At 68.6% G+C, this 23,442-nt stretch carries 21 protein-coding genes; 7 read left to right on the forward strand and 14 right to left on the reverse strand.

Annotated elements, in window-relative coordinates:
* The 4 genes from ACR4XW_RS07895 (at position 1) to ACR4XW_RS07910 (ending at position 4,454) form a co-directional block, all read left to right on the forward strand.
* A complete protein-coding gene (locus tag ACR4XW_RS07895; RefSeq protein ID WP_434760000.1) occupies positions 1-789 on the forward strand; it encodes a purine-nucleoside phosphorylase in 789 nt (262 codons plus the stop codon).
* The gene (locus ACR4XW_RS07900; RefSeq protein ID WP_434760001.1) at positions 789-2,444 is read left to right on the forward strand and encodes a phospho-sugar mutase; all 1,656 of its coding nucleotides are present in this window, start codon (positions 789-791) and stop codon (positions 2,442-2,444) included. The genes ACR4XW_RS07895 and ACR4XW_RS07900 overlap by 1 nt, the downstream gene beginning before the upstream one ends.
* Positions 2,445-2,447: 3 nt before the next feature.
* Positions 2,448-3,041 carry a class I SAM-dependent methyltransferase gene (locus ACR4XW_RS07905; protein WP_434760002.1) on the forward strand — a complete coding sequence of 198 codons (594 nt, stop codon included), beginning with the start codon at positions 2,448-2,450 and terminating at the stop codon, positions 3,039-3,041.
* A gap of 69 nt (positions 3,042-3,110) precedes the next feature.
* Complete coding sequence (locus ACR4XW_RS07910) at positions 3,111-4,454, forward strand: uracil-xanthine permease family protein (RefSeq protein WP_434760003.1); 1,344 nt, start codon at positions 3,111-3,113, stop codon at positions 4,452-4,454.
* Positions 4,455-4,490: 36 nt separating this feature from the next.
* On the opposite strand, the gene ACR4XW_RS07915 is transcribed toward ACR4XW_RS07910, so the two are convergent.
* The 4 genes from ACR4XW_RS07915 to ACR4XW_RS07930 form a co-directional block, all read right to left on the reverse strand.
* Positions 4,491-5,615: a type 2 periplasmic-binding domain-containing protein gene (locus tag ACR4XW_RS07915; RefSeq protein ID WP_434760004.1), complete on the reverse strand. Its 1,125-nt coding sequence runs from the start codon at positions 5,613-5,615 to the stop codon at positions 4,491-4,493.
* A complete protein-coding gene (locus tag ACR4XW_RS07920) occupies positions 5,612-6,232 on the reverse strand; it encodes a 5-bromo-4-chloroindolyl phosphate hydrolysis family protein (protein WP_434760005.1) in 621 nt (206 codons plus the stop codon). Before ACR4XW_RS07920 ends, ACR4XW_RS07915 begins: the two co-directional genes overlap by 4 nt.
* On the reverse strand, positions 6,229-7,815 hold the full coding sequence (locus tag ACR4XW_RS07925; protein ID WP_434760006.1) for a vWA domain-containing protein: 1,587 nt from the start codon (positions 7,813-7,815) through the stop codon (positions 6,229-6,231). Before ACR4XW_RS07925 ends, ACR4XW_RS07920 begins: the two co-directional genes overlap by 4 nt.
* Positions 7,816-8,061: 246 nt before the next feature.
* Positions 8,062-8,943: an NAD-dependent protein deacetylase gene (locus tag ACR4XW_RS07930; RefSeq protein WP_434760007.1), complete on the reverse strand. Its 882-nt coding sequence runs from the start codon at positions 8,941-8,943 to the stop codon at positions 8,062-8,064.
* 81 nt (positions 8,944-9,024) lie between these two features.
* Here ACR4XW_RS07930 and ACR4XW_RS07935 point away from each other — a divergent pair, with 81 nt between their 5' ends.
* Positions 9,025-9,588: a hemerythrin domain-containing protein gene (locus tag ACR4XW_RS07935; RefSeq protein WP_434760008.1), complete on the forward strand. Its 564-nt coding sequence runs from the start codon at positions 9,025-9,027 to the stop codon at positions 9,586-9,588.
* Between the two features lie 25 nt (positions 9,589-9,613).
* Here the strand turns inward: ACR4XW_RS07935 and metG are convergent, their stop codons facing one another.
* The 10 genes from metG to ACR4XW_RS07985 form a co-directional block, all read right to left on the reverse strand.
* Positions 9,614-11,401, reverse strand: a complete 1,788-nt coding sequence (metG, locus tag ACR4XW_RS07940) for a methionine--tRNA ligase (protein ID WP_434760009.1) — start codon at positions 11,399-11,401, stop codon at positions 9,614-9,616.
* A gap of 91 nt (positions 11,402-11,492) precedes the next feature.
* Entirely contained in the window at positions 11,493-12,572 is a 1,080-nt protein-coding gene (locus tag ACR4XW_RS07945; protein WP_434760010.1) for an adenosine deaminase, read from the reverse strand.
* Positions 12,569-12,970, reverse strand: coding sequence for a cytidine deaminase (locus tag ACR4XW_RS07950; RefSeq protein ID WP_434760011.1), 402 nt, complete (start codon positions 12,968-12,970; stop codon positions 12,569-12,571). Before ACR4XW_RS07950 ends, ACR4XW_RS07945 begins: the two co-directional genes overlap by 4 nt.
* The gene (locus tag ACR4XW_RS07955) at positions 12,967-13,647 is read right to left on the reverse strand and encodes an HAD family hydrolase (protein WP_434760012.1); all 681 of its coding nucleotides are present in this window, start codon (positions 13,645-13,647) and stop codon (positions 12,967-12,969) included. The genes ACR4XW_RS07950 and ACR4XW_RS07955 overlap by 4 nt, the downstream gene beginning before the upstream one ends.
* Positions 13,640-14,314 (reverse strand): HAD family hydrolase, encoded by a 675-nt coding sequence (locus ACR4XW_RS07960; protein ID WP_434760013.1) that lies wholly within the window; start codon positions 14,312-14,314, stop codon positions 13,640-13,642. The genes ACR4XW_RS07955 and ACR4XW_RS07960 overlap by 8 nt, the downstream gene beginning before the upstream one ends.
* 67 nt (positions 14,315-14,381) lie before the next feature.
* Positions 14,382-16,067, reverse strand: coding sequence for a phosphoenolpyruvate--protein phosphotransferase (gene ptsP, locus ACR4XW_RS07965; RefSeq protein ID WP_434760014.1), 1,686 nt, complete (start codon positions 16,065-16,067; stop codon positions 14,382-14,384).
* Positions 16,067-16,333, reverse strand: coding sequence for an HPr family phosphocarrier protein (locus ACR4XW_RS07970; RefSeq protein ID WP_434760015.1), 267 nt, complete (start codon positions 16,331-16,333; stop codon positions 16,067-16,069). Before ACR4XW_RS07970 ends, ptsP begins: the two co-directional genes overlap by 1 nt.
* 111 nt (positions 16,334-16,444) lie before the next feature.
* Positions 16,445-17,692, reverse strand: coding sequence for a phosphotransferase (locus tag ACR4XW_RS07975; protein WP_434760016.1), 1,248 nt, complete (start codon positions 17,690-17,692; stop codon positions 16,445-16,447).
* 20 nt (positions 17,693-17,712) lie between these two features.
* The gene (locus ACR4XW_RS07980) at positions 17,713-19,041 is read right to left on the reverse strand and encodes a hemolysin family protein (protein WP_434760017.1); all 1,329 of its coding nucleotides are present in this window, start codon (positions 19,039-19,041) and stop codon (positions 17,713-17,715) included.
* Positions 19,042-19,157: 116 nt separating this feature from the next.
* A complete protein-coding gene (locus ACR4XW_RS07985; RefSeq protein ID WP_434760018.1) occupies positions 19,158-21,701 on the reverse strand; it encodes an alpha-amylase family glycosyl hydrolase in 2,544 nt (847 codons plus the stop codon).
* Between the two features lie 102 nt (positions 21,702-21,803).
* On the opposite strand from ACR4XW_RS07985, the gene ACR4XW_RS07990 reads away from it, so the two are divergent.
* Both ACR4XW_RS07990 and folP read left to right on the forward strand, forming a co-directional pair.
* Positions 21,804-22,454: a GNAT family N-acetyltransferase gene (locus ACR4XW_RS07990; RefSeq protein ID WP_434760019.1), complete on the forward strand. Its 651-nt coding sequence runs from the start codon at positions 21,804-21,806 to the stop codon at positions 22,452-22,454.
* A gap of 86 nt (positions 22,455-22,540) precedes the next feature.
* Positions 22,541-23,428, forward strand: a complete 888-nt coding sequence (folP, locus tag ACR4XW_RS07995) for a dihydropteroate synthase (protein WP_434760020.1) — start codon at positions 22,541-22,543, stop codon at positions 23,426-23,428.
* The last annotated feature ends 14 nt before the right edge of the window (positions 23,429-23,442 follow it).

Genomic DNA, 23,442 nt, shown 5'->3' on the forward strand with positions numbered 1-23,442 from the left:
ATGACTGATCTGGCCGAGGCCGCCGCCACCGAACTGCGTACCCGCACCGGGATCGACAGGCTCGATATCGCGATGGTGCTGGGCTCGGGTTGGGGCGCCACCGCCGACCGGCTGGGCGAGCCGGTGGCGACGGTCGCGGCCGCCGACCTCCCCGGCTTCCACGCCCCGGTGGTCAGCGGACATCGCTCCGAGATCAGGGTCTTCCGCACCGGCTCGGGACGTCTGGTGGGCGTCTTCGGCGCCCGGACGCACTACTACGAGGGGCACGGGGTGGACGCGGTCGCCCACGGGGTGCGCACCGCCGCCGCGGCCGGAGCACACACCCTGGTGCTGACCAACGGCTGTGGCGGTCTCGACCCCGAGGTGCCGCCCGGCACCCCGGTACTGATCGCCGACCACCTCAACCTGACCGGCACCACCCCGCTGCGCGGGCCGCAGTTCGTGGACATGTCGCAGGTCTACTCCCCCCGGCTGCGGGCCCTGGCCCGGGAGGTCGCCCCCGACCTCACCGAAGGGGTCTACGCCCAGTTCGCCGGGCCCCAGTACGAAACCCCCGCCGAGGTGCGGATGGCCGGCGTGCTCGGCGCGACCCTGGTGGGCATGTCGACGGTGTTGGAGGCGGTCGCGGCCCGGGCGGCGGGCCTGGAGATTCTGGGTCTGTCGCTGGTGACGAACCTGGCCGCCGGGGTCAGCGACGAACCGCTCTCCCACGCCGAGGTGTTGGCTGCCGGACGAGCCGCGGAAGGACGTCTGGCGGAGTTGCTGAGCGCGATCGTGGAGCGACTGTGATGAGCCGGTTACCGCACGAGCTGGCCGAACAGGTCGAGGCCTGGATCGACCAGGACCCCGATCCGATCACCGCCGCGGCCGCCGGTGAGTTGCTCACCCGGGCCCGTCGCGGCGACGACGCGGCCATCGACGAACTCGCCTCCTGTTTCGCCGGGCCGTTGGAGTTCGGCACCGCCGGCCTGCGGGCGGCACTGGGCCCCGGCCCGTCCCGGATGAATCGGGTGGTGGTGACCCGGGCCGCGGCCGGTCTGGGCGCCCATCTGCAGGACATCGGGGCCAAGGGTGGGCTGGTGTTGGTCGGCCACGACGCCCGCTACAACTCCGATGTTTTCGCCCGCGACACCGTCGAAGTGCTCGCCGGGATCGGGTTCGACGCGGTGCTGATCGACGAGCCGGTACCCACCCCGGTGGTGGCCTTCGGCATCAAACACCTCGGCGCGGTGGCCGGGGTGGTGGTCACCGCCTCGCACAACCCGGCCGCCGACAACGGCTACAAGGTGTACCTCGGTGACGGCATCCAGATCATTCCCCCGTCCGATGCGCAGATCGCCCGCCGGATCGCACAAGTTGCGACGGTCGGGTTGGATCGGGTGCCCCGGGCCGACTCCTACCGCACCGCCGGGCCGGAGCTGATCGAGGCCTACCTGGACCGTGCGGTGCAGGTGGCCCGGCCGCCGCAGCACGAACTGCGGTGGGTCTACACCCCGCTGCACGGGGTCGGCACCCGGTACATCACCGAGTTGGCCACCCGGGCCGGGTTCACCGCCCCGCACGTGGTTCCGGCCCAGGCCGAACCCGACCCGGCCTTCTCCACGGTGGCCTTTCCGAACCCCGAGGAACCCGGCGCCCTGGACCTGGCCTTCGCCCACGCCGCCCGGGTCGGGGCGCACCTGATCATTGCCAACGACCCCGATGCCGATCGCTGTGCGGTGGCGATTCCGACCGTCGACGGCTGGCGCCGGTTGACCGGTGACGAGGTGGGCTGGCTGCTGGCCGACGACCTGCTGCGCCACGACACGTCCGGCACCTATGCCACCACGGTGGTGTCGTCCACCCTGTTGGCGAAGCTGGCCGCCGCCCACGGCGAGCGCCACGCCACCACCCTGACCGGCTTCAAGTGGATTTCGCGGGCCGAGGGGTTGGTGTTCGGCTATGAGGAGGCGATCGGCTACTGCACCGACCCCGAAGCGGTCGCCGACAAGGACGGGCTGACCGCCGCCCTGCGGTTGCTGACCCTGGTTTGCGAACTGGCCGCCCGGGGTGAATCCCTGGCCACCAGGCTGGACGAGATCGCCCGCACCCACGGCCTGCACCTGACCGATCAGATCGCCCTGCGGGTCGACCAGCAGGACGAACTGGAGCGGCTGATGGCCCGGGCCCGACGCAAGCCCCCGGTGGGGTTGATCGGTGAGGTGGTCACCGTCACCGACCTGGCCGAGGGCGGGGAACTGCCGGCCACCGATGCGGTGCAGTGGGCCGGACGGGGGCTGCGGGTGGTGCTGCGGCCGTCCGGTACCGAGCCGAAGCTGAAGTGCTACCTGGAGTTGGCCTGTCCGGCCGGGGACGATCTGGCCGCCACCCGGGCCCGGCAAACCGCCCGGATGGCCGAACTGCGCACCGCGGTACAGCAACTTCTCGACCGTTACGCGGGCTGAACCATGACCCTGCTCGACCGGATCAGTGGGTACGACCTCGGCATGGTGGTGCTCGACCGGCCCTTCCTGCGCTCGGGTCGGCGCTGGGTCTGCCGCCGAGCCCACGGCCACACCCTGGAGGTCGCGATCGGTACCGGGCTGAACCTGCCGCACTATGCGGACGAGGTCACGCTCACCGGTCTGGAACTGAACCCCGACCTGGCCCGGCATGCCCGGCGCCGCGCCGACCGGCTCGGCCGGGGTCTGGAGTTGACCGTGGGTGATGCGATGGCACTGCCCCATGCCGACGGCAGCTTCGATGCGGTGGTGTGCACCTTCGCGCTGTGCGGGGTGGGCAGCCCCGAGCGGACGATCGACGAGATGCTGCGGGTGCTCAAACCGGGCGGTGACCTGCTGTTGTCCGACCACGTCCGGGCCCGGCCCCGCTGGTTGCGGGGCCTGCAGCGGCTGCTGGAGGCGGTGACCGTCCCGCTGGCCGGGGAGTACTGGACCCGACGCCCCCTGGCGATACTGCGGCAGCGTGGTGTCACGATCGTCGACACCCGGGCCCGGGGCTTCGGGATGCTCGAATCGGTGCACGCCCGCAAGGCCGGTTGATCCCGCGCCGGCCGGCGAGCAGGTTCATGGCATGCTGTGCTGCGGAAAAACGCAACAGCAGGGAGCACCATGGCCGAGCCGAACCGACCCGAACACGACGACGATCCGGGATTCTTCCGCTGGCGACTGCACGGTAACGGCCGCACCGTGGCCCCGGGTGGCATCGTCCGGCCCAAGGAACGGCTGATCTGGCCGGTGACCATCGGTCTGGGCGCCCAGCACGTGGTCGCGATGTTCGGCGCCACCTTCCTGGTGCCGCTGCTGACCGGTTTCCCGCCCACCACCACCCTGCTGTTCAGCGGTATCGGCACGATGCTGTTCCTGCTGATCACCCGCAACCGGGTACCCAGCTACCTGGGTTCGTCCTTCGCCTTCATCGCCCCGATCACCGCGGCCAGCGCCTCGTCGATGAACGCGGCCCTGGGCGGGGTGCTGATCACCGGCGCCCTGCTCGCGATCGTCGGCCTGATCGTCACCAGGACGGGCACCGGCTGGATCGACGCGCTGATGCCACCGGTGGTGATGGGCGCGATCGTGGCGTTGATCGGTTTCAACCTGGCCCCGGCCGCCCGGGACAACTTCTTCGTCTCCCCACTGACCGGTCTGGTCACCCTGGCTGCGGTGGTGCTGTGCATGGTGCTCTTCCGTGGCCTGCTGGGCCGGGTGTCGATTCTGCTCGGCGTGGTGGTCGGCTACCTCTTCGCGCTGGTGCGCAACGAGATCGACTTCACCCCGGTGCAGGATGCCTCGTGGTTCGGGTTGCCGCCCTTCCACACCCCCAGCTTCGAGTGGGGACTGATCCCGATGTTCCTGCCGGTGGTGTTCGTGTTGATCGCCGAGAACGTCGGGCATGTGAAGTCGGTGGCGCAGATGACCGGCGAGGACATGAACCCGTACATGGGTCGGGCGCTGTTCGCCGACGGTGCCGCGACCGTCCTGTCGGCGATCGGCGGTGGCTCCCCGACCACCACCTACGGTGAGAACATCGGCGTGATGGCCGCCACCCGGGTGTACAGCAGTGCCGCCTATTGGGTGGCCGGTCTGGTCGCGGTGGGACTGTCCCTGTCACCGAAGTTCGGTGCCCTGCTGAACACCGTCCCGGCCGGTGTGCTCGGTGGTGTGACCGTGGCGCTGTACGGCCTGATCGGCATCATCGGCGTGCGGATGTGGGTGGAGAACAAGGTCGACTTCGCCCGTCCGAAGAATCAGATGACCGCCGGCATCGCGCTGATCGTCGGCATCGCCAACTTCACCGTCACCTTCGGGTCGATCACCCTCACCGGCATCGCGCTCGGGTCGATCGCCGCGATCGTGGTCTACCACCTGATGAACCAGATCGGTGACCTGACCGGGGCCGAGCCGAAGGAGGAGCCGACCCCGACCGAGGCCGGCCCGGTGGGGCCGCTGTCCTGACTCACCTTGCCGGCCCGGTGGGGCCGCTGTCGTGACTCAGGGGGTGCAGGCGCTGCGGTCCTGCAGGCAGGTGAGCAGCGCCAGCGACACCTCACCACTGGGTGCCGGAATGGTGCGGAAGGTGTCGGCCAGCGGGATGTCGGGGAAGTCGGCGATGTTGTTGTGGGCCGCCGGGTCGACCGCCGACCGGAAGCCGTACCGCTGCCAGGCCAGTTTCTGAATCTCCGGGTCGGTCATCGCCTCGGCGAAGCTGAACGCCTCGGGGCTGAGGGCCAGTACCGGGTGGTCGGAGTAGATCGTCGGTTCGGGGTAGATGATCCGCACGTCCTGCAGGGCGGACGGGGTCTGCCCACCGGCCACGAGTTGGATCACCTGGCTCTCGTAACCGGCATACATCGGCGCCTGGTATTCACCACCCTGGGTGAGCCATTGGCGGAAGCCGTTCTCCGAGCTGGACGCCTGCAGTCCTTGGGCGTCGTAGATCTTGCGCATCGCGGGCAGGGCCTTGCGGGCCTGTTCCAGGGTCGGTGGGGTGGTCACGTCGTTGGTGGCCACGATGGTGATCTGCAACTGGGCCATCGTGAACCCGGAGTTCGATCGGGCCGGGTCGGTCGAGGAGATGTTGATCGGCCCGCGCAGGTTGCCGGCCTGCAGCTTCTGCCAGGTGTCACCGGTGACGATGTGTTCCAACAACAGGGTCTTCAGGTCGGCCACATAGTGGTCGCCCTCCTTGCGCACCAGCCCGGCGCGGGTCAGGGCCTCGGTGGCCTGCGGCCCGGAGTAGATCACCTCCGGGGACTGCAACACCGTCAGCGCCCGGTAGTCGCCGAACTCGCCGCGGTGGGTGCTTTCGAAGACGTTCTGGGCCGAGGCACTGGACGGCCAGAGGCAGTCGTATTCCTGGGCCCGGATCTGGTCGGCCGACTGCAGCACCTGGTCATAGGAACCCTGGGGTTTCCATTCCACGGCCAGTTGGTACTTCTCCGCCAGGATGCGTTGCACGTCCGGGTCGGCCATCAACTGGGTCTTCTCCGAGCCGCCGACGCACTTGATCGTGGTGATCGTGGGCGCGCTCTGCACGCGGATCACCGCATAGGCACCGCCGACCAGCACTGCCAGCACGATCACCAGCCCGATGATGAAACCGGCCCTGTTCTTCATAGTCGGTCCTCCAGTTCGGGCAATGACGGTGGGGTCACCGTCGCCAGGTTCGCTTGGTATTCGGCCAGGTCGCCGTGGTTGATCAATCGGATCGAGTCGAGGGTGAACTCGGCGAAACGTTGGGCGGCCGTTTCGCCCGACGCCATCAGTTCCTTCGGGTTCGCGTAGTACTTGGGGTGCTTCTCGATGTCGGCGTACTTCTCCACCACGCCCACCAGGCTTTCCAGGTGCAGGGCCATCTGGCCGGCCGAGGAGTACAGGGTGTCGGGTGACTGGGCTTCGACCCGGCGCAGCAGTTCGGGCACGGTGCGCACCGACTGGTCGATCGCGGCCCGCATCTGCCGGTTGTGCACCTTGATCGCCGCCGTCGACAGGGCGCGCACCAGGTCGCGGGCCTCCTGCACCTTGCCCCGGGCGTTGTCGCGGTACTCCTCGATGATCAGTTCGCGTTTGGACGGGCGGGTCATCACCCACACACCCACCGCGGCCCCGGCGGCCAGCAGCGCGGGCAGGCCGAGCCGCAGCAGCACCTCGGCGCCGGCCAGCCCGAAGAAGAACGCGACGAAGACGACCACCGCCGCGGCCAGTGAAATCGGCAGGGAGTAACGACGGATCACTTGTACCCGGTCGCCTTCCGCAGGGCCTCCACCAGGTTGGCCGATTCGACATAGGCACCGCCGGTGGCCTCGGCGATCTCCTCCAACTGCTCCGGGTCGGCGTCGGCGAAGGCGATCGCGATCACCGGGGCGTCCAGGCCGCGCAGGCGTTCCAGGGCCTGCTGCTTCAACGCGTCCTTCGACTTGCCGTCCGACATGAGCACGATCAGCCGCTTGCGGGGCTCGTCCTCGAGCACATCGGCGGCCTTGATCAGGCAGCTGTACATGTCGGTGCCACCACCGGGCTCCCAGTTCTGCACCGAGCGCTGCAGGCCGCGCAGATCGTCGGGGTTGTTGCCGTCGACGCTCCAGAAGTCGGCCAGCCCGTTGTTGAACACCCCCACCGAGGTGCTGTCCTCGGGTGCGGTTTGCAGCAGGTTCTTGCGGGCCAGTTCGGGGTCGAACAACTGCGCGGCGGCTTCCTGCACGCCGTCCCAGCCCTCACCGGTCATCGAACCGGAGGCGTCCAGGCAGTACACGGTGTTGGTGGGCTTGCGGTAGCGCATGTGGTAGTGCTCCAGCGCTGCCTCGATCACCTCGGAGGAGGGGTAGGTGATGGCCTGTTCCTTGATGTCGGTCTTGATGCCCCAGTCGGGGTTGAAGACCTTCTGGTCGGGGTTGTCCAGGGTGAGGCCGATCGAGTCGACCGGACGCCGGCCCAGATCGCGGAGCTTCTGTTTCGCATCGGGGTCGTTGAGCAAGTAACTCTGCAGTTCACCGAAGATCTCACGCTTGGCCGCACCCAGGTCGCCGCCGCGGTCGTAGAAGCCCAGCGGGGCGTCGCTGATCGCCAGCGAGCCGATCGGGTACACCGCGTACAGGGGCTCCTTGCCCTCGGCGACCAGGTGCTGGTTGTACTCGATCACCAGGTCTTCGTAGGTGAACATGGTTTTGCACCGGTCGGGGGCCTCCAGACACTCCTCCATCATCGTGCCGGTCGACGGTGGGGTGCGGTCCATCGCCTGGATGAAGCGCTTGATGCCGCTGTCGACCGGTTCGGAGTCGAGTTGTTCCATGGTCAGCGGCTGGCCCGGGCCGTTGCCGGCGAAGTGGTTCAGGAAGCTGAACAGGACGCTGGCGCCGGAGTTCGATTGGGTCGGGTTGGTGGTCCACACCGCGGTGCGGTTGTCCTCCACCGCGGCGAGGATCTCCTTCACCCCGACCGGCTTGTCGACGAACCCGAGGCGTTCCATCTCCGACTTCCAACCGGCGAAGACGATCGGGGTGACGAACATCGGCTGGACGTCGGACAGTTGGTTCTTCTCGTTGCCGAGTTGGCTGAACACCGAGCTGGCGAACCAGTACGCGTCGTACTCGGTCGACCCGGTTTGCAGCAGCCGGGCCTGGTCGACCGACCCCTTGAGTTCCCAGGTGCAGGTGTAGCCGTTGTCGGAGCACCAGGGCTCGACGATCTGTTCGAGCACGGCACGCTGTTCGGAGCCGGCGACGATGTGCAGGGTCTTCTTCGGATCTTTCGTGGTGCACCCCGCCGTGACCACCATCGCCAGGGCCAGCAGGCCCATCAGCAACGCGCGCATTCTCATGGCCGCATACATAGCAAACGTGCAGGCGTACTCATCCGTCCTTGGGTGAACCCCAAGTGAACGATTAGGGCTGACCGGGTTACCCGAGTCGGGATCTGGGCGTCCGAGCCCCCGGACGACCCGTTACCGACCCCTCTTCCCGCTCCCCTGCTGCAACCGGCCTGTTTTCGACGAGCAAATCCACATGCGGGCTTCCCGCCCCGAAAACAGGCCGTCTTCAGCAGCGGGCTCCCATGAAGGCCGGGTTCAGAGCAGGAATTGCAGGGTTTCGGAGGTGTCGCCGTCGATCTTGACCGTGGCCAGGTCGTCGCCGCGGGTTTTGCCGCGATTCACGATCACCACATCGGTGCCGGCCGCGGCCGCTTGCCGGACGAACCGCAGTCCGCTCATCACGGTCAGCGATGAGCCGACCACGAGCAGGCAATCGGCCCGATCGACCCAGTCGATCGCGGTGCGCACCCGCTCGGTCGGCACGGGTTCGCCGAAAAAGACCACATCGGGTTTCAGCACCCCACCGCAGGCCGGGCAGGGCGGCACCACGAAGTTCTGCCACTCATCCACCACCGCATCACCGTCGGGACGCAGTTCGGCGTGGCCGACCTGCCGGTCGGTATCGACATCGGGGTTGAGTTCGGCCAGCCATTGCTGCACGCTCGTCCGCCGGAACAGCCGAGCACAGTCCAGGCAGATCACGTCGGCGATCCGGCCGTGCAGGGCGATCATCCCGTGGCTGCCGGCCGCCTCGTGCAGACCGTCGACGTTCTGGGTGATCAAGCCCCCGAAGCGGTGCGGACGGCTGTTCTCGAGGTCGGCCACCAGCCGGTGCCCCGAGTTCGGTACCGCCATCCCCATCCGCTGCCAGCCGACATAGGCCCGCGCCCAGTACCGACGCCGGTCGGCCTCGTTGGCCACGAAATCGCCGTAGAGCATCGGGGTGGCCTGCGGGGCATCGGGGCCGCGGTAATCCGGCACCCCGGAGTTGGTGGAGATGCCGGCACCGGTGAGCACCACCAGCCGGCGCGCATCGGTGACCAGCCGGCGGGCGCGCAGCATCTCCTCCGGTGTGGTGGCGCGCTCCGATGGTGGGGTCGGCCCCCAACCGGCCACCCGGTGCCGTAGTCGTGTCACGCCGCACACCGTACGTGAACCCCGGTACTCGTGCCGGGCCCCGGCGAAAGCACGGAATCCACCGTCCCTACACTTGTCGACATGTCTTCTTTCGCGATTCCCCGTCCGACCTCCGGTGACATTGTCGACGTGATCCTGCTCGACCATCAGGTGATGGAGAGCCTGATGCGTGACCTGCGCAATGACAGCCTCGACCGCGAGGCGGCCCGTCAGGCCTTCGCGGCGCTCTTCGTGGCCCACGGCGAGGCCGAGGAGGATGTGGTCTACCCGAAGCTGAAGCGGCGCGCCCGCAATGTCGGCTCACACGAGGTCGAACACGGCAAGGAAGAACACGCCGAGGGCATGTCCTGCCTGCTGGAGCTGTTGGAGGCCAAGGGCACCGATACCCAGAAGTACGACGACGCCGCCGAGAAGATGAGCGCCTACTTCTACCACCACGTCGTGGAGGAAGAACTGACGATGCTGAACCCGGCCCGTGAGGAGATCGGCGCCGCGGCGCGCAAGCAGATCGGCGGTGACTTCCTCATCGCCCGGTCGAAGCTGCTCGACGACGACTGCGGACGGATCGAGAACGTCCGCGCGCTGGTCAAGCAGGCGATCGCCGACGGCAAGATCCCCGACGAGCCGCTGCCCGAGAAGCCGTGATTCCGCCGGGCCGCACAGGCCCGGCCTACTTCTCGATCGGGGCCCACTCCGGCCCGGTCTCCCCGAGCTTGTCGTCCAGCTTGGTGAACAGCGGGGTGGGCTTGGCCAGCGGCACCCCCGGGGTGATCGGGGTCGACTCCCAGCGGGCCTGTTCCAGGGCGTACTCACCCATCAGCACCGGGTAGTCGGGGCCACCGGCCTCGTCGACCTCACGAATCTCGGGCTGGGCCGCCCAGACCCCTTCACCGCCGAGCGCCTCGAAGACCTTCTGGCCGGCGTGCGGCAGCACCGGGGTGAGCAGGGTGTTCGCATCGGCGACCACCTGCAGGGCGGTGTGCAGCACGGTGTCGCGGCGACTCGGGTCATCCTTGAGCTTCCACGGTTCCTCGTCCGAGAGGTACCGGTTGGCGGCGGTGACCACCCGCATCGCCTCGGTGGTGGCCTGCTTGAACTTGCAGGCGGCGAACAGCTCACCGACGGTGTCGAAGGCGGCCTTCGAGGTGGCCAGCAGTTGCTCGTCGGCGTCGGTACGCTCCCCCGGCGCGGGGACGGCCCCGACGTTCTTGTGGGCCATCGCGATCGAGCGGTTCACCAGGTTGCCCCACTCGTTGGCGAGCTCGAAGTTGGTGCGGCGCACGAACTCGTCCCAGGTGAAGTCGGTGTCCTGGTTCTCCGGGCCGGCCACGGCGATGAAGTACCGCAACGCGTCGGGGCCGAAGTCGCGCAGGAAGTCGGTGACGTAGATGACCCGGCCGCGGGAGGTGGAGAACTTCGACCCGCTCATGGTCAGGAACTCGCTGGAGACGACCTCCGACGGCAGGTTCAGGTTGCCGAACTCGCCGGGCTCCCCGCCGAGGGAGCCCTCACCGTTGTGGCCGAGCAGGATCGCCGGCCAGATCAGCGAGTGGAAGACGATGTTGTCCTTGCCCATGAAGTACCGCGAGTGGGCGGACGGGTCGTTCCACCATTGCTGCCAGGCGTCCGGGTTGCCGCTGCGGGCGGCCCATTCGACCGAGGCCGAGAGGTAGCCGATCACCGCGTCGAACCAGACGTAGAGCCGCTTCATCGGCTGGTCGCGCCATCCGTCCAGGGGAATCGGGATACCCCAGTCGAGGTCGCGGGTGATCGCCCGGGGACGCAGATCCTCCAGCAGGTTCTTGGAGAAGTTGAGGACGTTGGGACGCCAGTCGGTGCGGGTGTCGAGCCACTCCCCCAGTTGCCCGGACAGGGCGGACAGGTCGAGGAAGAAGTGCTCGGTTTCGACGAACTCGGGCACCTCGCCGTTGATCCGCGAACGCGGGTTCTTGAGGTCGATCGGGTCGAGCTGGTTGCCGCAGTTGTCGCACTGGTCGCCGCGGGCCCCGTCGGCCCCACACAGCGGGCAGGTGCCCTCGATGTAGCGGTCGGGCAGGGTGCGGCCGGTGCTCGGTGAGATCGCGCCCTTGGTCGGCTTGGCGACCACGTAGCCGTTGTCGTGCAGGGCCCGGAACATACCCTGCACCACCCGACGGTGGTTCAGGGTGGTGGTGCGGGTGAACAGGTCGTAGGACAGGCCGAGACCCTGGAGGTCTTCGACGATCACCCGGTTGTACTTGTCGGCCAGCTCACGGGTGGTGAGGCCCTCGTTCTCGGCCTGCACCGAGATCGGGGTGCCGTGTTCGTCGGTGCCGGAGACCATCAGCACCTGATGCCCGGCCATTCGCATGTACCGCGAGTACAGGTCGGAGGGCACCCCGAAACCGGAAACATGCCCGATGTGGCGCGGCCCGTTGGCGTAGGGCCAGGCGACTGCGGTCAACACGCGTGAAGTCATACCCATCAGCGTATCGCCGCAGATCGTCGGCTGCCGACTCGGAGGGTCCGGCGGTCACTTTCGCCGCGGACGAACAGTGCGCACAGGTTGCTCACAGCCCGAAGCGTTCGGCCAACTCCACCCGTTGCGGCAGGGGCAGGAAGGCGTTGCGCAGGGCGTGCCGGGTGACCTGCCGGATGTCGTCCTCGGTCCAGTCGAACAGTTCGACCAGCAGGCCGAATTCCTTCGTCAGGGTGGTGTTCGACATCAACCGGTTGTCGGTGTTCACCGTGACGGTGAAGCCGAGCCGGTGGAACAGTTCGATCGGGTGTTCGGCCAGGGCGGGCACCGCCCCGGTCTGCACATTGGACGAGGGGCACAGTTCCAGCGCAATCCCGGCGTCGCGCACATAGGCCGCGAGCCGGCCCAGTTGCACCGACCAGGGGTCGCTGCCGGCGGTGGCCGGTTGCCCGCCCAAGCTGAGGTCTTCCAACAGCCGCACCCCGTGCCCGATCCGGTGTGCCCCGCATTCGGCCAGGGCGAGGTGCACCGATTCGGGGCCGACCGCCTCACCGGCATGGATGGTGAACCGCATGTGGTGCTCGCGCAGCAGGTCGAAGGCGGCCCGGTGGTTGGTCGGCGGGAAGCCGATCTCGGCGCCGGCGATGTCGAACCCGGCCACGGATTCGTCACGCCACCGCAGCGCCAGTTCGGCGATCTCGAGCGACCGGTCGGCATGACGCATCGCGGTCACCAACTGGGTGGCCACGATCGGCCGGCCGGCCTCGTGACAGGCCGCCATGCCCTCGGCCAGGCCATCGCGAACCGCCTCGACGGTCTCGTCCAGGCTCAGGCCGCGTTGCAGGTGCTGTTCGGGGGCCCACCGGGCCTCGGCGACGATCACCCCGTCGGCGGCATTGTCCTCGACGAACTCGCGGGCCACCCGGCGCAGCGCCTCGGCGGTCTGCATCACCGCGACGGTGTGGTCGAAGGTCTCCAGGTACCGCTCCAGCGAACCGGAGTCGGCGGCCTCGGCGAACCAGATCCGCAGTTCCTCGGGGTCGGTACGGGGCAGTTCGTGGCCGACCTCGGCGGCAAGTTCGATCACCGTTTCCGGACGCAGGCCGCCATCCAGGTGGTCGTGCAGCGACACCTTGGGCAGGGCGCGGATCGCATCGGCGGTCATACTCATCTGGTTCTCCGTTCGACGAGGTGGTCGGGCCCGAAACCGTGCGGCAACAGGTCTTCCAGCCGCAGCCGGCCGGCCGCGGTGTCGATCAACAGGTCGGCCCCGCCGTGTTCCATCAACAGTTGTCGGCACCGTCCGCAGGGGGTGATCAACTCACCGGAGCCGTTGACACAGCAGAACGCGACCAGCCGTCCCCCGCCACCGGCGATCAGCGACGAGATCAGGCCGCATTCGGCGCACAGGGTGAGCCCGTAGGAGGCGTTCTCGACATTGCAACCGACCACGATCCGGCCGTCGTCGACCAGTGCAGCCGCCCCGACCGGATAGTTCGAGTAGGGCGCATAGGCGCGGGTGGCGGCCTCGGTGGCCCGGGCCCGCAGGGCGGCCCAGTCGGGTGTCACGAAACGCCCACCAGCCGCAGTACCGCGTCCAGGCCGTGCACCGGGCCGCGGGTGCGGGGCAGGATCAGGGTACGCATGCCCAACCCGGCCGCGGCGCCGTCCTCGCTCCAGGAATCGCCGACCATCAGGGTCTGCCGCGGGTCGGCCCCCAACTGTTCCAGGGCGGCGGTGAAGATCGCCGGTTCGGGTTTGACCGCGCCGACCTGCCACGACTGGGTGGCTGCGTCGAGCAGCGTGTCGAGGCCCTGCCGGTGCAGGGTGGGCGCCAGATCGAGCCCGATATTCGACAGCAGGCCGACCTTGATCCCGGCCGAGCGCAGGGCGGTGAGCACCGGACGGGTGTCGTCGTAGGGCACCCAGTGGTCGAGCATCGTCTCCCACAACGGCGTGACCAGGTCGTCCGGCAGGTTGCCGACCGCGGCCAGTTCGCCGAAGACCTTCCGGTGCTGGTCGACGCCGAGGTCGCGGGTGTGTTCGGGGTCGATCCGGCGGCCGTGGGTCCACAGTTCATCGAGAAAGGCGACGATCTGCCGGTGGTGCTCCTCGCCCAACCCCTCGGCCGGGGTGCCGTCCTTGCCGGCCCGCTGCCAGGCACCGGCCAGCCAGGGGGCCGGTTCGCCCTGATCGACCAGGGTGGAGTGGAAGTCGAAGAGCACCGCGGTGATCGGCTCAGGCATCGGCCGACTCCATCATCGCGGCCAGGTCGGCCACCCCGAGCCCGGCCAGCGTGTCGACGAAGCTACGGCGGGGCGCCTCGGGTACCACGATGCCCTCGGCATTCGGTACCACGATCACCCGGGCCCCGGACGCGTTGCCGGCCTGGGCTCCCTTGGCGGTGTCCTCGATCACCAGGCAATCGGCCGGGTTCACCCCCAGCTCGGCGGCTGCCATCAGGTAACCCTCCGGGTCGGGTTTGCCGCGGGTGACCGAGTCGTTGCCGATGATCACCGAGAAGTAGGGCTTCGGCAGTCGCGAGGTCACCGCGGCCAGCACCCGGGTGTCGGCGGCCGAGACCAGGGCCAGCGGAATGCCGGCCTCGTCCAGGGCGGCGAGCAGTTCGACCGCACCGGGCATGAACTCGAAACCGCCGGATTCCAGTCGCTCGACCGCCCGGACGGTGAGGAGCTCGCTGACCTCCGCGACCTCCAGGTCGGTGCGTCCGGCGGCATCGATCAGGATCTCGGCGGTGCCCTCCATCGAGTTGCCCAGGGTGGCGTCGCGCACCTCGGGGGTGTATTCGCCACCGATTTCGCGGCACACCTCGCGTTCCACCTCGACCCACATGGGTTCGGTGTCGGCCAGGGTTCCGTCGTTGTCGAACAACACTGCAGCAGGGTGGGTCATGGCCCCATCGTGGCACATGACAACGGCCCCGCCCGAAGGGGACGAGGCCGTTGTGTGTGGCGCGGGTTCAGTCCAGGTTGAGCACCGTGCGCACGTCGGCCTTGACCATCTTCAGCACCGTGGCGAAGGCCTCCTGGGCCGAGTCGGCGGCCATCGCGGCTTGGGCCATCGCCTCGCACTCGGCCAGGGTGTGGCTGCGCAGGGCGTAGCGGGCCTCGGTGGTGGCGCCGGTGGACATCGACAGCGAGGTGATGCCCATGCCCTTCAGCACCAGGGCCATCACCGGGTCGGCTGCCGATTCACCGCACACCCCGACCGGACGGGCAAGGGCCTTGCCGGCCTGGGCAGTGGCCGCGACCAACTGCAGGACGGCCGGTTGCCAGCGGTCCAGCAGGTCGGACAGGGCACCCTGCATCCGGTCGGTGGCCATCGTGTACTGGGCCAGGTCGTTGGTGCCGATCGAACCGAAGTCGACCTCGGCGAGAATCGCCTCGGCCTTCAACGACACGGCCGGAACCTCGACCATCACCCCGACCTTGCGGATACCGGCCTTGCGGGCCTGCATCGCGAAGTCCGCCGCCTCCTGGCGGGTGGCGATCATCGGGGCCATCACCCACAGTTCGGTATCGGGGGCGGCTTCCTGGGCCCGGGCCAGGGCCTCCAACTGGGTCGCCATCAGGTCGGGCATGGTGCGCACCAGCCGGTAACCGCGAATGCCCAGGGCCGGGTTTTCCTCGACGTCCTGGTTGGCGAACTTCAGCGGCTTGTCGGCACCGGCGTCCAGGGTGCGGACGACGACCTTGCGGCCGGCGAAGGCCTTCAGCACCGCGGTGTAGGCCTCGGCCTGTTCCTCCACCGTGGGGGCGGTGTTGGCCGAGAGGAAGAGCACCTCGGTGCGGAACAACCCGACCCCTTCGACGGGCAGTTTCGCGGCCTTCTCGGCGTCCTCCACGGTGCCGATGTTGGCCAGCAACTGGATCGGGGATCCGTCGGCGGTACCACCGGGGGCGGTGTCCTCGGCGAGGGCTTCGAGCCGCTCGGCCCGTTCCCGGTAGCTCTGCTGCACCTTCTCGGACGGTTCGACGACCACCTCATCGTGTCCGGCATCGACACCGACGATGACCCCCTCGGCCAGGCCCAGGGCTCCCTCGGCGCGCACCACACAGGGCAGGCCGAGCTGGCGGGCGATGATCGCGGTGTGCGAGGTCGGGCCGCCCTCCTCGGTGACGATCGCCACGACCATGTCCAGGTCGAGGGCGGAGGTGTCGGCCGGGGACAGGTCCCGGGCGACGATCACACTGGGTTCGGTGAGGGTGCCGACACCGGGTTCGTCCTGACCGGTCAGCCGAGCCACGGCCCGGTCGCGCACACTCATCAGGTCGGTGACCCGCTCGGCCAGATAACCCCCGGCGGCGGTGAACATCGCCGCGAACTCCTCGGCCGCCTTGTCGATGGCGGTGGCCGGGCCGATCCCGGAGTCGATCGAGGCCTCGGCCTTCTGCTTCAGCGAGGAGTCGGAGGCCATCATGGCGGTGGCCGACAGCACCTCCGACAGGGTGCCGGAGGTTTGCTGGGAACGTTCGGTGAACTCGGTGGCGATGCCGGTGAGCACCTCGGCGAGTTGCTGCTTGGCGGCCTCCGGGTCGGACGGGGCAGGTTCATCCTTGGGCGTGCTCGGAGCCGGGTGCACCTGAACCACCGGGCCGACAGCTGCCCCGCTGCCGACCCCCACGCCATGCAGCGTCTCGGCCATCAGGCGTCCAGGTTCGTCTCAACGACCTCGGCGAGCTTGGCCAACACCTCGTCGGCGTTGTCGCCCTCGGCGGTCAGGGTGACCTTGTCGCCGTGCTTGGCGCCCAGGGCCATCACGCCGAGAATGCTGGTCGCGTCGAGCGGGTCGCCGCCGTCCTTGGAGATCTGCACCGGGATGCCGGCCTCCTGAGCTGCCTGGACGAACAGCTGCGCCGGACGGGCGTGCAGGCCGGAGGTGGATGCGACGGTAGCGGTTACTTCAGCCATCTGACTCTCCCTTGAGGTACGCACCGAGGTGCGGGTACTGGTTCGGGTCCGACACTTACTTGCCGGGGGCTACGACTTTACGCGCAGGGTTCGTCGCCGCTTGCGCGGGGGTCAACGCACCTGCCGGATCAGGGCCTCGGCGGCGTCGACGATGTAGAGGGTCTCCTTCTCCCAATTCGGCTCCTGCCCCCGGTAGGGGCCGGTGGCCAGCGAGATGATCACCGCCGCGGCCCGCAACCGCAGTTCGGTGGGGTCGACCCGGGTGTCGAAGACCGGCACCCACCGGGCCAGCAGGTCCTGCACCCGGGCGGCCTGTTGCGGGTTCATCCGTTGGATCGTCGACAGGTGGGCGACCAGGCAGGCGAGGTCGTCGGCGCGTCGTCCGGGGCCGGCGGTGTCCACATCCAGCAACCCGACGATGCCGCCACCACCGACGTGGATCTGACCCTCGTGATAGTCACCGTGGGTGGGTTCGTGGCCGAGTGGAATGCCGTGCAAGCCCTCGCGGATCTGTCGGGCCATCCAGCGCAGTCGCTTCTCCAAACTGGGCATCGCCTGCAGCACCATGGTGGTGTAGTGGTCGACCGCATCCGACCACGGTGGGCGGCGTTCCAGTTGCGCGATGCTGGACGGCATCGCGTCCAGTACCCCGATGAGTTGTTCGGCGGTGCACGGCGGCTGGGGGTCGAAGACCGCCCGGGCCAGGGGGCGGCCGGGCAGTTCGGCCAGGATCAGCAGGAAGTCGTTGGTGGTTGCTGCCACCGGCGGGGCGGGTACCCCGGCCTGCAGCAGCAGTTGGTGGCGCTGCAGCACCACCGGAAAGAGGTGTTCGCGCAGCACCTTGACGTAGAAGGTGGTGCGGCGACCACCCTGGTTGACCGTGGCCCGCAGCACCGCCCGGCGCCGCGGCCGGTAGCCGATCATCTGCATTTCGAGTTGGTCGGGGCCGGCCGGTCCGCCGAGCACCCGGTGTTCGGTGAGGATCCGGGCCATCTGTTCGGGGTAGGCCGCCCGGGCCAGACCGGGCAGGTCGGGGTCCTTCGGATAGAGCCAGACCGCGACCGAGCGTTTGCCGTCGGCGAAGATCCGGGCCTGCCCGTCACTGCCGGCGGGGCCGGAGCGGCGCGCGCTCACCCCGAAGAGCTCCTCACGGGTGCCGTAGGGCCATTCGACGACCGCCGAGTAGGTGGCGGTGGTGCTGCGCTGGGGGTGGGCGTCGACGTGTTGCATTTCCCACGACTGCAACCGGCCCCCCTCGTGTTCCACCGCAGCGGTCAGTAGCGGCGCGATTCCGGGTGAGGTCAACAGTTTCGAACCATCCGGATCCGCCGCGGCGGTGGTCGAGAAGGGCCCTGACATGGCGGTATTCAAGCACGCCGTCAGTCGTTGCCCACAGAACCCTCACCGCGTTGCATTCGGAACCGGGCGGCCCGGCGGCCGTCCATTTCGATCACCGTCCAGTGCACCCGTTTGAGCACCTCGCGGTCGCTGACGGTGGCCAAGGTGGCCTCCACCTCGTCGCCGAGGGCGGGCAGTTTGCCCTGGAGGGCCATGAACCAGCCGGCCACGGTGTCGTAGGGGCCCTCCTCGAGCACCAGGTTGAACTGGTCGGCGAAGTCCTCCAGGCTGGTCAGCCCGTCGACCTCGGCGGTGCCGTCGCCGGGCAGGATGACCGGCACGGTCGGTTCGTCGTATTCGTCGGTGATGTCGCCGACGAGTTCTTCGAAGAGGTCTTCCATCGTGACGATGCCGGCGGTGCCGCCGTATTCGTCGCGGACGATGGCCAGGTGGGCCGAGCGCCGCCGCATCTCGGCCAGGGCGAACAGCACCCGCACCGTCATCGGCAGGTTCAGTACCGGACGCACCAGTTCACCCACCGGCACCGACCGGTCGGCGACCTCGGGGTCGAACAGGTCGCGGACGTGGACGAAGCCGATCACATCGTCGGCGGATTCGCCGGTGACCGGGTACCGCGAGTGCGGCGCCCCGCGCACCTGGCGCACGGCCTTGTAGGCGGGCAGGTCGGAGGCGAGGAATTCCACCTCGGTGCGCGGCACCATCACCTCGCGCAGGCTGCGCTCACCGGCGTCGAAGACGTCGTCGAGAATCCGGCGCTCGACATCGCCGAGGGTGCGTGACCCGCTCAACATGGCGCGGATCTCTTCGTCGGTGACCTCTTCGCGCGAGGCATTCGGGTCACCGCCGAGCAGACGCACCACCAGGTTGGTGGAGATGCCGAGGAACCAGATCACCGGACGGGCCAGCCGGGCCAGCCCGTCGACCATCGGGCCGAGCACCATCGCGAAGCTCTCGGCCCGCTGCATCGCGAGCCGTTTGGCACTGAGTTCACCGAGCACGATCGAGACATAGGAGATCGCGATGGTAACCAGCACCAGGGCGACCCCGTTGGAGATGGTGTCGGGCACCCCGATCTTCTCCAGGCCGGGTGCCACGTCGTTGGCCAGGGTCGCACCACCGAAGGCGGCCGACAGGAAGCCCATCAGGGTGACACCGATCTGCACCGCGGAAAGGAAGAGGTTCGGGTCGTCGGTGATGCGCTGCACGGCCCGGCCGCGTTTGCCCCGGGTGGCGAGTTGTTTGACCTGACTCTCACGCAACGACACCAGGGCCATTTCGGCCGCGGCGAAGACTCCCCCGATCACCACGAAGAGCAGGATCAGGGCGATATTGCCGATCACCTCACCCATCAACGGGCTCCGGGTTCAGCGGATGGGGTGGGAGGGGACGGGGGCCGCAGCCCCCTGCGTCTGTGGCAGTCGGTCACAGAGCACAGGGTACTCAATTCCCGTCCCCGCCCGGGCGGTCACGACTGCGGCTGGGCCTCCGCTTCGGCACCTTCGGGACGCTCCCCCTCCGGCGCGTCCTCGGGCTCGTTGCCCTCGGTGGCTTCGGGGTTCTGCCCGCCGGTTTCCTCGGTGCTTTCGCCCTCGGCCGACGGTTCGGCGTCCTCGTCGCGGCGCGCCTGGTCCTCGGTGTCGGTGGTCGCCTCGGTCTTGAGGTAGTTCTCGTTCGGCAGCGGCGGGGCCTGCAGCACCGCGACCGACCAGGCGTGCACCTCGTAGGTGCCCTCGACCTTGTGGGTGCCGACCGGCCACCAGTTGCCCTCGGCCTCGGCCCACGGGCCGGTGTCGATGGTTCGCCACCACACGCCGGCCACCGGCAGGTTGAAGGTGTGCGGTACCGCGTCCATGTTCACCAGCACCAGGAAGCTGTCGGCACCCATGCCCTGGCCGTCGACCAGGAAGGCCACCGCCCGTTGCCCCTCGGCCGGGCCCTCCTGCCCGTCCAGACCGGCGAAGAGGTAGGTGACATCGGAGTTGCCGAGCACGGCGTCACCCCAGCGGGCCACCCGCAGGGCCGAGTGGTCGCGGCGCATCCGGGCCACCCGGGAGGCGAAGCCGAGCAGCGGGTTGATCCCCTCGGGGGCGTCCATCGTGCCGAGGATGTCGTAGTAGGCGTACTTGCCCTCGGGGTCCACCGGCACCTTGCCGGGGGCATTGGACGCGGCCTGCTCCCAGTTGTTCCAGAACCCGATGGTGTCCAGGCACCACGGGTTGTTGTTGCCGTTCTGACTGCGGCCGTATTCGTCCCCGGAGACCACCATCGGCACCCCGCGGGAGAAGAACAGCAGGGTCCAGAAGTTGCGCCAGCGGGTGCGGCGCAGGCCCTTGTCTCCCCCGGAATCCCAGGACAGGTTGTCGTCCGAACCGCCGTCGGAGGGGCCGAAGGGGAAGGGTTGCAGGTTGTCCTTGGTGTTGAACGAGACCAGGTCCATCATGGTGAACCCGTCGTGGGCGGTGACGAAGTTGATCGACTTCTGCGGGCCACCCTGGTCGTTGAAGTTCAGCCAGTCGCCGTTGATCATGTCCATGAACTCGTGGGTGTTGCCCTCGCCCTTGGCGAAGCGGCGCAGTGCGTCGCGGTAGCGACCGTTCCACTCACCCCAGCCGGCCGGGAAGTTGCCGACCTCGTAACCCCACAGGTCCCAGGCCTCGGCGACCACCGAGACATGTTTCTCGTCGGCCAGGTCGCGGATCGCCACCAGCAGTGGGTGGTCGTTGAAGAACCGCTTCTGGGCCTCCCAGTCCTCCCGGTCGGCCTCGTCCGGCTCGCGGCCCAGCACGGTGGCCAGGTCGAAGCGGAACCCGTCCACACCCATCTCGTCGGCCCAGTAGGCCAGTGAGTCCAGCACCAGGGTGCGGGTGGACTCGCGGGAGAAGTTGACCTGGTTGGACGAGCCGGTGGCTCCGTCGACGATGCCGTGTTCGGCGGTCATCACGTAGGTGTCGGCGGCGGCGAAACCACCCAGGCTGACGAAGCCGGCGGTTTCGACATCTCCCCAGTTGCCGCCCTCACCGGTGTGGTTGAACACCACATCGATCCACACCTCGACGTCGGCGTCGTGGAAGGCGCGCACCATTTCCTTGAACTCGCGGGTGGGGCCGCCCGGGGACTTGTCGGCGGCGTAGTCGCGGTTCGGGGCGAAGTAGGCCAGTGTCTGGTAGCCCCAGTGGTTCGAGCCGCCGGTCTGTTCGGTGTGTTCGGCGTCGTTGGTTTCCTGCACCGGCAGGAATTCGATCGTGTTCACGCCGAGCGCCTTGAGGTAGGGCGCCATCAGCGCGGCCCCGGCATAGGTGCCGAGCAGCTCTTCGGGCACGTTCAGCACGTCCTGGAAGCCGGGCACCTCGCCGATCAGGTCGTGCAGCCGCATGGTCGAGGGGTGCGCGGTCAGGTTGCGCAGGTGTGCCTCGTAGACCATCTGATCCTGGGAGCGCAGCATCGGTCGACGGCCGGTGTCGGTGTCGTCGTCCAGCACGATGCCCTTGGGGACGATCCGGCCGGTGTCGTATTCGCGCCGTGGACGGCCCCGGTAGTCCTGCCCGCCGGTACCGAAGGCACCCGCGTCCAGGCCGGTTTCGTCGATGCAGTGCGCCTCCAGGTTGTGGGTCAGTTCCCGGGCATAGGGGTCGAAGAGGGCTTTGTTCGGGTTGAACCGGTCACCTTCGTCGGTGAGATCGGAGATGAACCCGGCGGCGGAGTTGCCGCGCTGCCAGGCCTCGTCGACCGGCCAGTTCTCGCCCCAACAACGGAAGGCGTACAAGGTGCCCGGCCCCATGCCGGCGAAGCGCCCCCGCCAAATACCGTTCTCGCTCAGCACGAGGTCGGCTTCGGCGGCTGCATCGGCACCGATGGCCTGCTCGTAGACCTCCAGCAACACCCGGGTGGCGTTGGGGGCGTGCACCGCGATGGTGGTGCTCTGCGATTCCTCGTCCCAGAGGGCACCGAGCGGCCAGTCGGCCTCGGACCAGGATTCCCGGTCAACGGCTTGCAGCGTAGTTTCGGACATGTGCCTCATCTTCCACCCTGGGCACTCGGTGGGTGAAATCGATACCGGCCCCGCGCGGAAACTCGGTTGCCGGCACCACATCGGCCCGAGAAACTACGGTGCATGGACGATTGGCGTGAACTCGTGCCGGAGCTCGGCGACGGTGTGGTGACCCTGCGAGCCCCGATCGAGGACGACTACCCCGCGATCGTCGAATGGGCTCGTGACCCCGAGAGCATCAAGTGGACCACCATCCCCAACCCCGAGGGTGGCTACTCGCTCGCCGACGCCCGCCACTTCGTCACCGAGATCGTCGCCGAGGGCTGGCGCAGCGGACACACCCTCGGCTGGATGATCACCGCCGAGGTGGACGGCCGGGTGCGTACCTGCGGGCAGATCGACCTGCGTTCGACCGCGATGTTGCGCCCCGGGAAGGTCACCGAAGACCCCGTCATCGGCGATGTCGGTTTCGTCATCCATCCGGAAGCCCGCGGACGCGGTTTGATGTCGCGGGCCCTGCGGCTGGTGGTGGGCCATGGCTTCGATGAACTCGGCCTGGCCGCGATCCGGTGGGAGGCGATGATCGGCAACGAGGAGTCCTGGCGGGTGGCGGCTGCGGCCGGCTTCACCTTCGAAGGGGTTCGCCGGTACACCGAGCTGGCTCCCGGTCGATGGTTGGACATGTGGCAGGCATCGATCCTGGCCGGCGACCCGCGCAGCCGTAATCCGCATCCGATGGAGTTGGCGTATCCGCAACAGCCCCCGGTGAACTGATCCGCCCACGGACCGACGTCGGCTGCCATCATGTCGGGCATGGCCAACGCATTCGGGACCCGACCGACCAGCCCCAGGGGCGTGCGATGATCGGCAACCCGCCGACCCGCGGGGTGGTGCGCACCCTGGCCGGACGCGTCGTCGACTTTTCCCGCGAAGTACACGCGATGGCGATCGTGAATCGCAGCCCGGATTCCTTCCACGACCGCGGAGCCACCGCCACCCTGGAAGCCGCGGTGGCCGCCGGGGTGCGGGCGGTCGATCAGGGCGCGGATTGGGTGGACATCGGCGGCATTCCCTTCTCCCCCGACACTCCGCTGATCGATGCGCGGGCCGAAACCGACCGGGTGCTGCCGGTGGTCACCGAGTTGTTGGCCGCCCGGCGGACCATCGTGGCGGTCGACACCTGGCGCCCGGAGGTGGGGGCGGCCTGTGTCGCCGCGGGTGCGGCGGTGCTGAACGACACGTCCGGTCTGGCCGACCCGGATATGGCCCGGCTGGCCGCCGACACCGGTGCCCAACTGGTGATCTGCCATTCGCTGGCCGAACCGCACCGGCACCTGCACCGTCCGCGCTACGACGACGTGGTGGACGAGGTGCGGGCCTTCCTGAGCGACCGGGTCGAGTTGGCCCTGTCGCTGGGGGTGACCGAGGAGCAGGTGATCGTCGACCCGGGCCCCGATCTGAACAAGACCACCCGGCACACCCTGGAGTTGATCCGGCGCTTCGACGAGATCACCTGCCTGGGTTTCCCGACCCTGGTGGCGGTGTCGAACAAGGACGTGATCGGCGAAACCCTGGGCCGTCCCCGCGAGGAACGGATTCCGGGCTCGATCGCGGCGGGTACCTGGTGCCTGGCCGCCGGCGGGTCGATCCTGCGCGTCCATGACGTGTCGGCCGGGATTGATACGGTAAGGATGGCCGCCGGTATTCGTGGCTGGCGTGAGCCGGCCCACGAACGGCACAACCTCTGACCGCACGTTCGGGA

Origin of the sequence: Pseudenemella bisphenolivorans, from assembly GCF_051133435.1 — a bacterium.
In the GTDB taxonomy this organism is placed as follows: Bacteria; Actinomycetota; Actinomycetes; order Propionibacteriales; family Propionibacteriaceae; genus JAAYAO01.

Bases quoted from the DNA above. Each gene is read 5' to 3' on its own strand.
- ptsP (WP_434760014.1), bottom strand. From the start codon at position 16,067: ATGGCCGAGACGCTGCATGGCGTGGGGGTCGGCAGCGGGGCAGCTGTC.
- ACR4XW_RS07900 (WP_434760001.1), top strand. From the start codon at position 789: ATGAGCCGGTTACCGCACGAGCTGGCCGAACAGGTCGAGGCCTGGATC.
- ACR4XW_RS07905 (WP_434760002.1), top strand. From the start codon at position 2,448: ATGACCCTGCTCGACCGGATCAGTGGGTACGACCTCGGCATGGTGGTG.
- ACR4XW_RS07990 (WP_434760019.1), top strand. From the start codon at position 21,804: ATGGACGATTGGCGTGAACTCGTGCCGGAGCTCGGCGACGGTGTGGTG.
- metG (WP_434760009.1), bottom strand. From the start codon at position 11,401: ATGACTTCACGCGTGTTGACCGCAGTCGCCTGGCCCTACGCCAACGGG.
- ACR4XW_RS07895 (WP_434760000.1), top strand. From the start codon at position 1: ATGACTGATCTGGCCGAGGCCGCCGCCACCGAACTGCGTACCCGCACC.
- ACR4XW_RS07980 (WP_434760017.1), bottom strand. From the start codon at position 19,041: ATGGGTGAGGTGATCGGCAATATCGCCCTGATCCTGCTCTTCGTGGTG.
- ACR4XW_RS07910 (WP_434760003.1), top strand. From the start codon at position 3,111: ATGGCCGAGCCGAACCGACCCGAACACGACGACGATCCGGGATTCTTC.
- ACR4XW_RS07970 (WP_434760015.1), bottom strand. From the start codon at position 16,333: ATGGCTGAAGTAACCGCTACCGTCGCATCCACCTCCGGCCTGCACGCC.
- folP (WP_434760020.1), top strand. From the start codon at position 22,541: ATGATCGGCAACCCGCCGACCCGCGGGGTGGTGCGCACCCTGGCCGGA.
- ACR4XW_RS07915 (WP_434760004.1), bottom strand. From the start codon at position 5,615: ATGAAGAACAGGGCCGGTTTCATCATCGGGCTGGTGATCGTGCTGGCA.
- ACR4XW_RS07975 (WP_434760016.1), bottom strand. From the start codon at position 17,692: ATGTCAGGGCCCTTCTCGACCACCGCCGCGGCGGATCCGGATGGTTCG.
- ACR4XW_RS07945 (WP_434760010.1), bottom strand. From the start codon at position 12,572: ATGAGTATGACCGCCGATGCGATCCGCGCCCTGCCCAAGGTGTCGCTG.
- ACR4XW_RS07925 (WP_434760006.1), bottom strand. From the start codon at position 7,815: ATGAGAATGCGCGCGTTGCTGATGGGCCTGCTGGCCCTGGCGATGGTG.
- ACR4XW_RS07960 (WP_434760013.1), bottom strand. From the start codon at position 14,314: ATGACCCACCCTGCTGCAGTGTTGTTCGACAACGACGGAACCCTGGCC.
- ACR4XW_RS07985 (WP_434760018.1), bottom strand. From the start codon at position 21,701: ATGTCCGAAACTACGCTGCAAGCCGTTGACCGGGAATCCTGGTCCGAG.
- ACR4XW_RS07935 (WP_434760008.1), top strand. From the start codon at position 9,025: ATGTCTTCTTTCGCGATTCCCCGTCCGACCTCCGGTGACATTGTCGAC.
- ACR4XW_RS07955 (WP_434760012.1), bottom strand. From the start codon at position 13,647: ATGCCTGAGCCGATCACCGCGGTGCTCTTCGACTTCCACTCCACCCTG.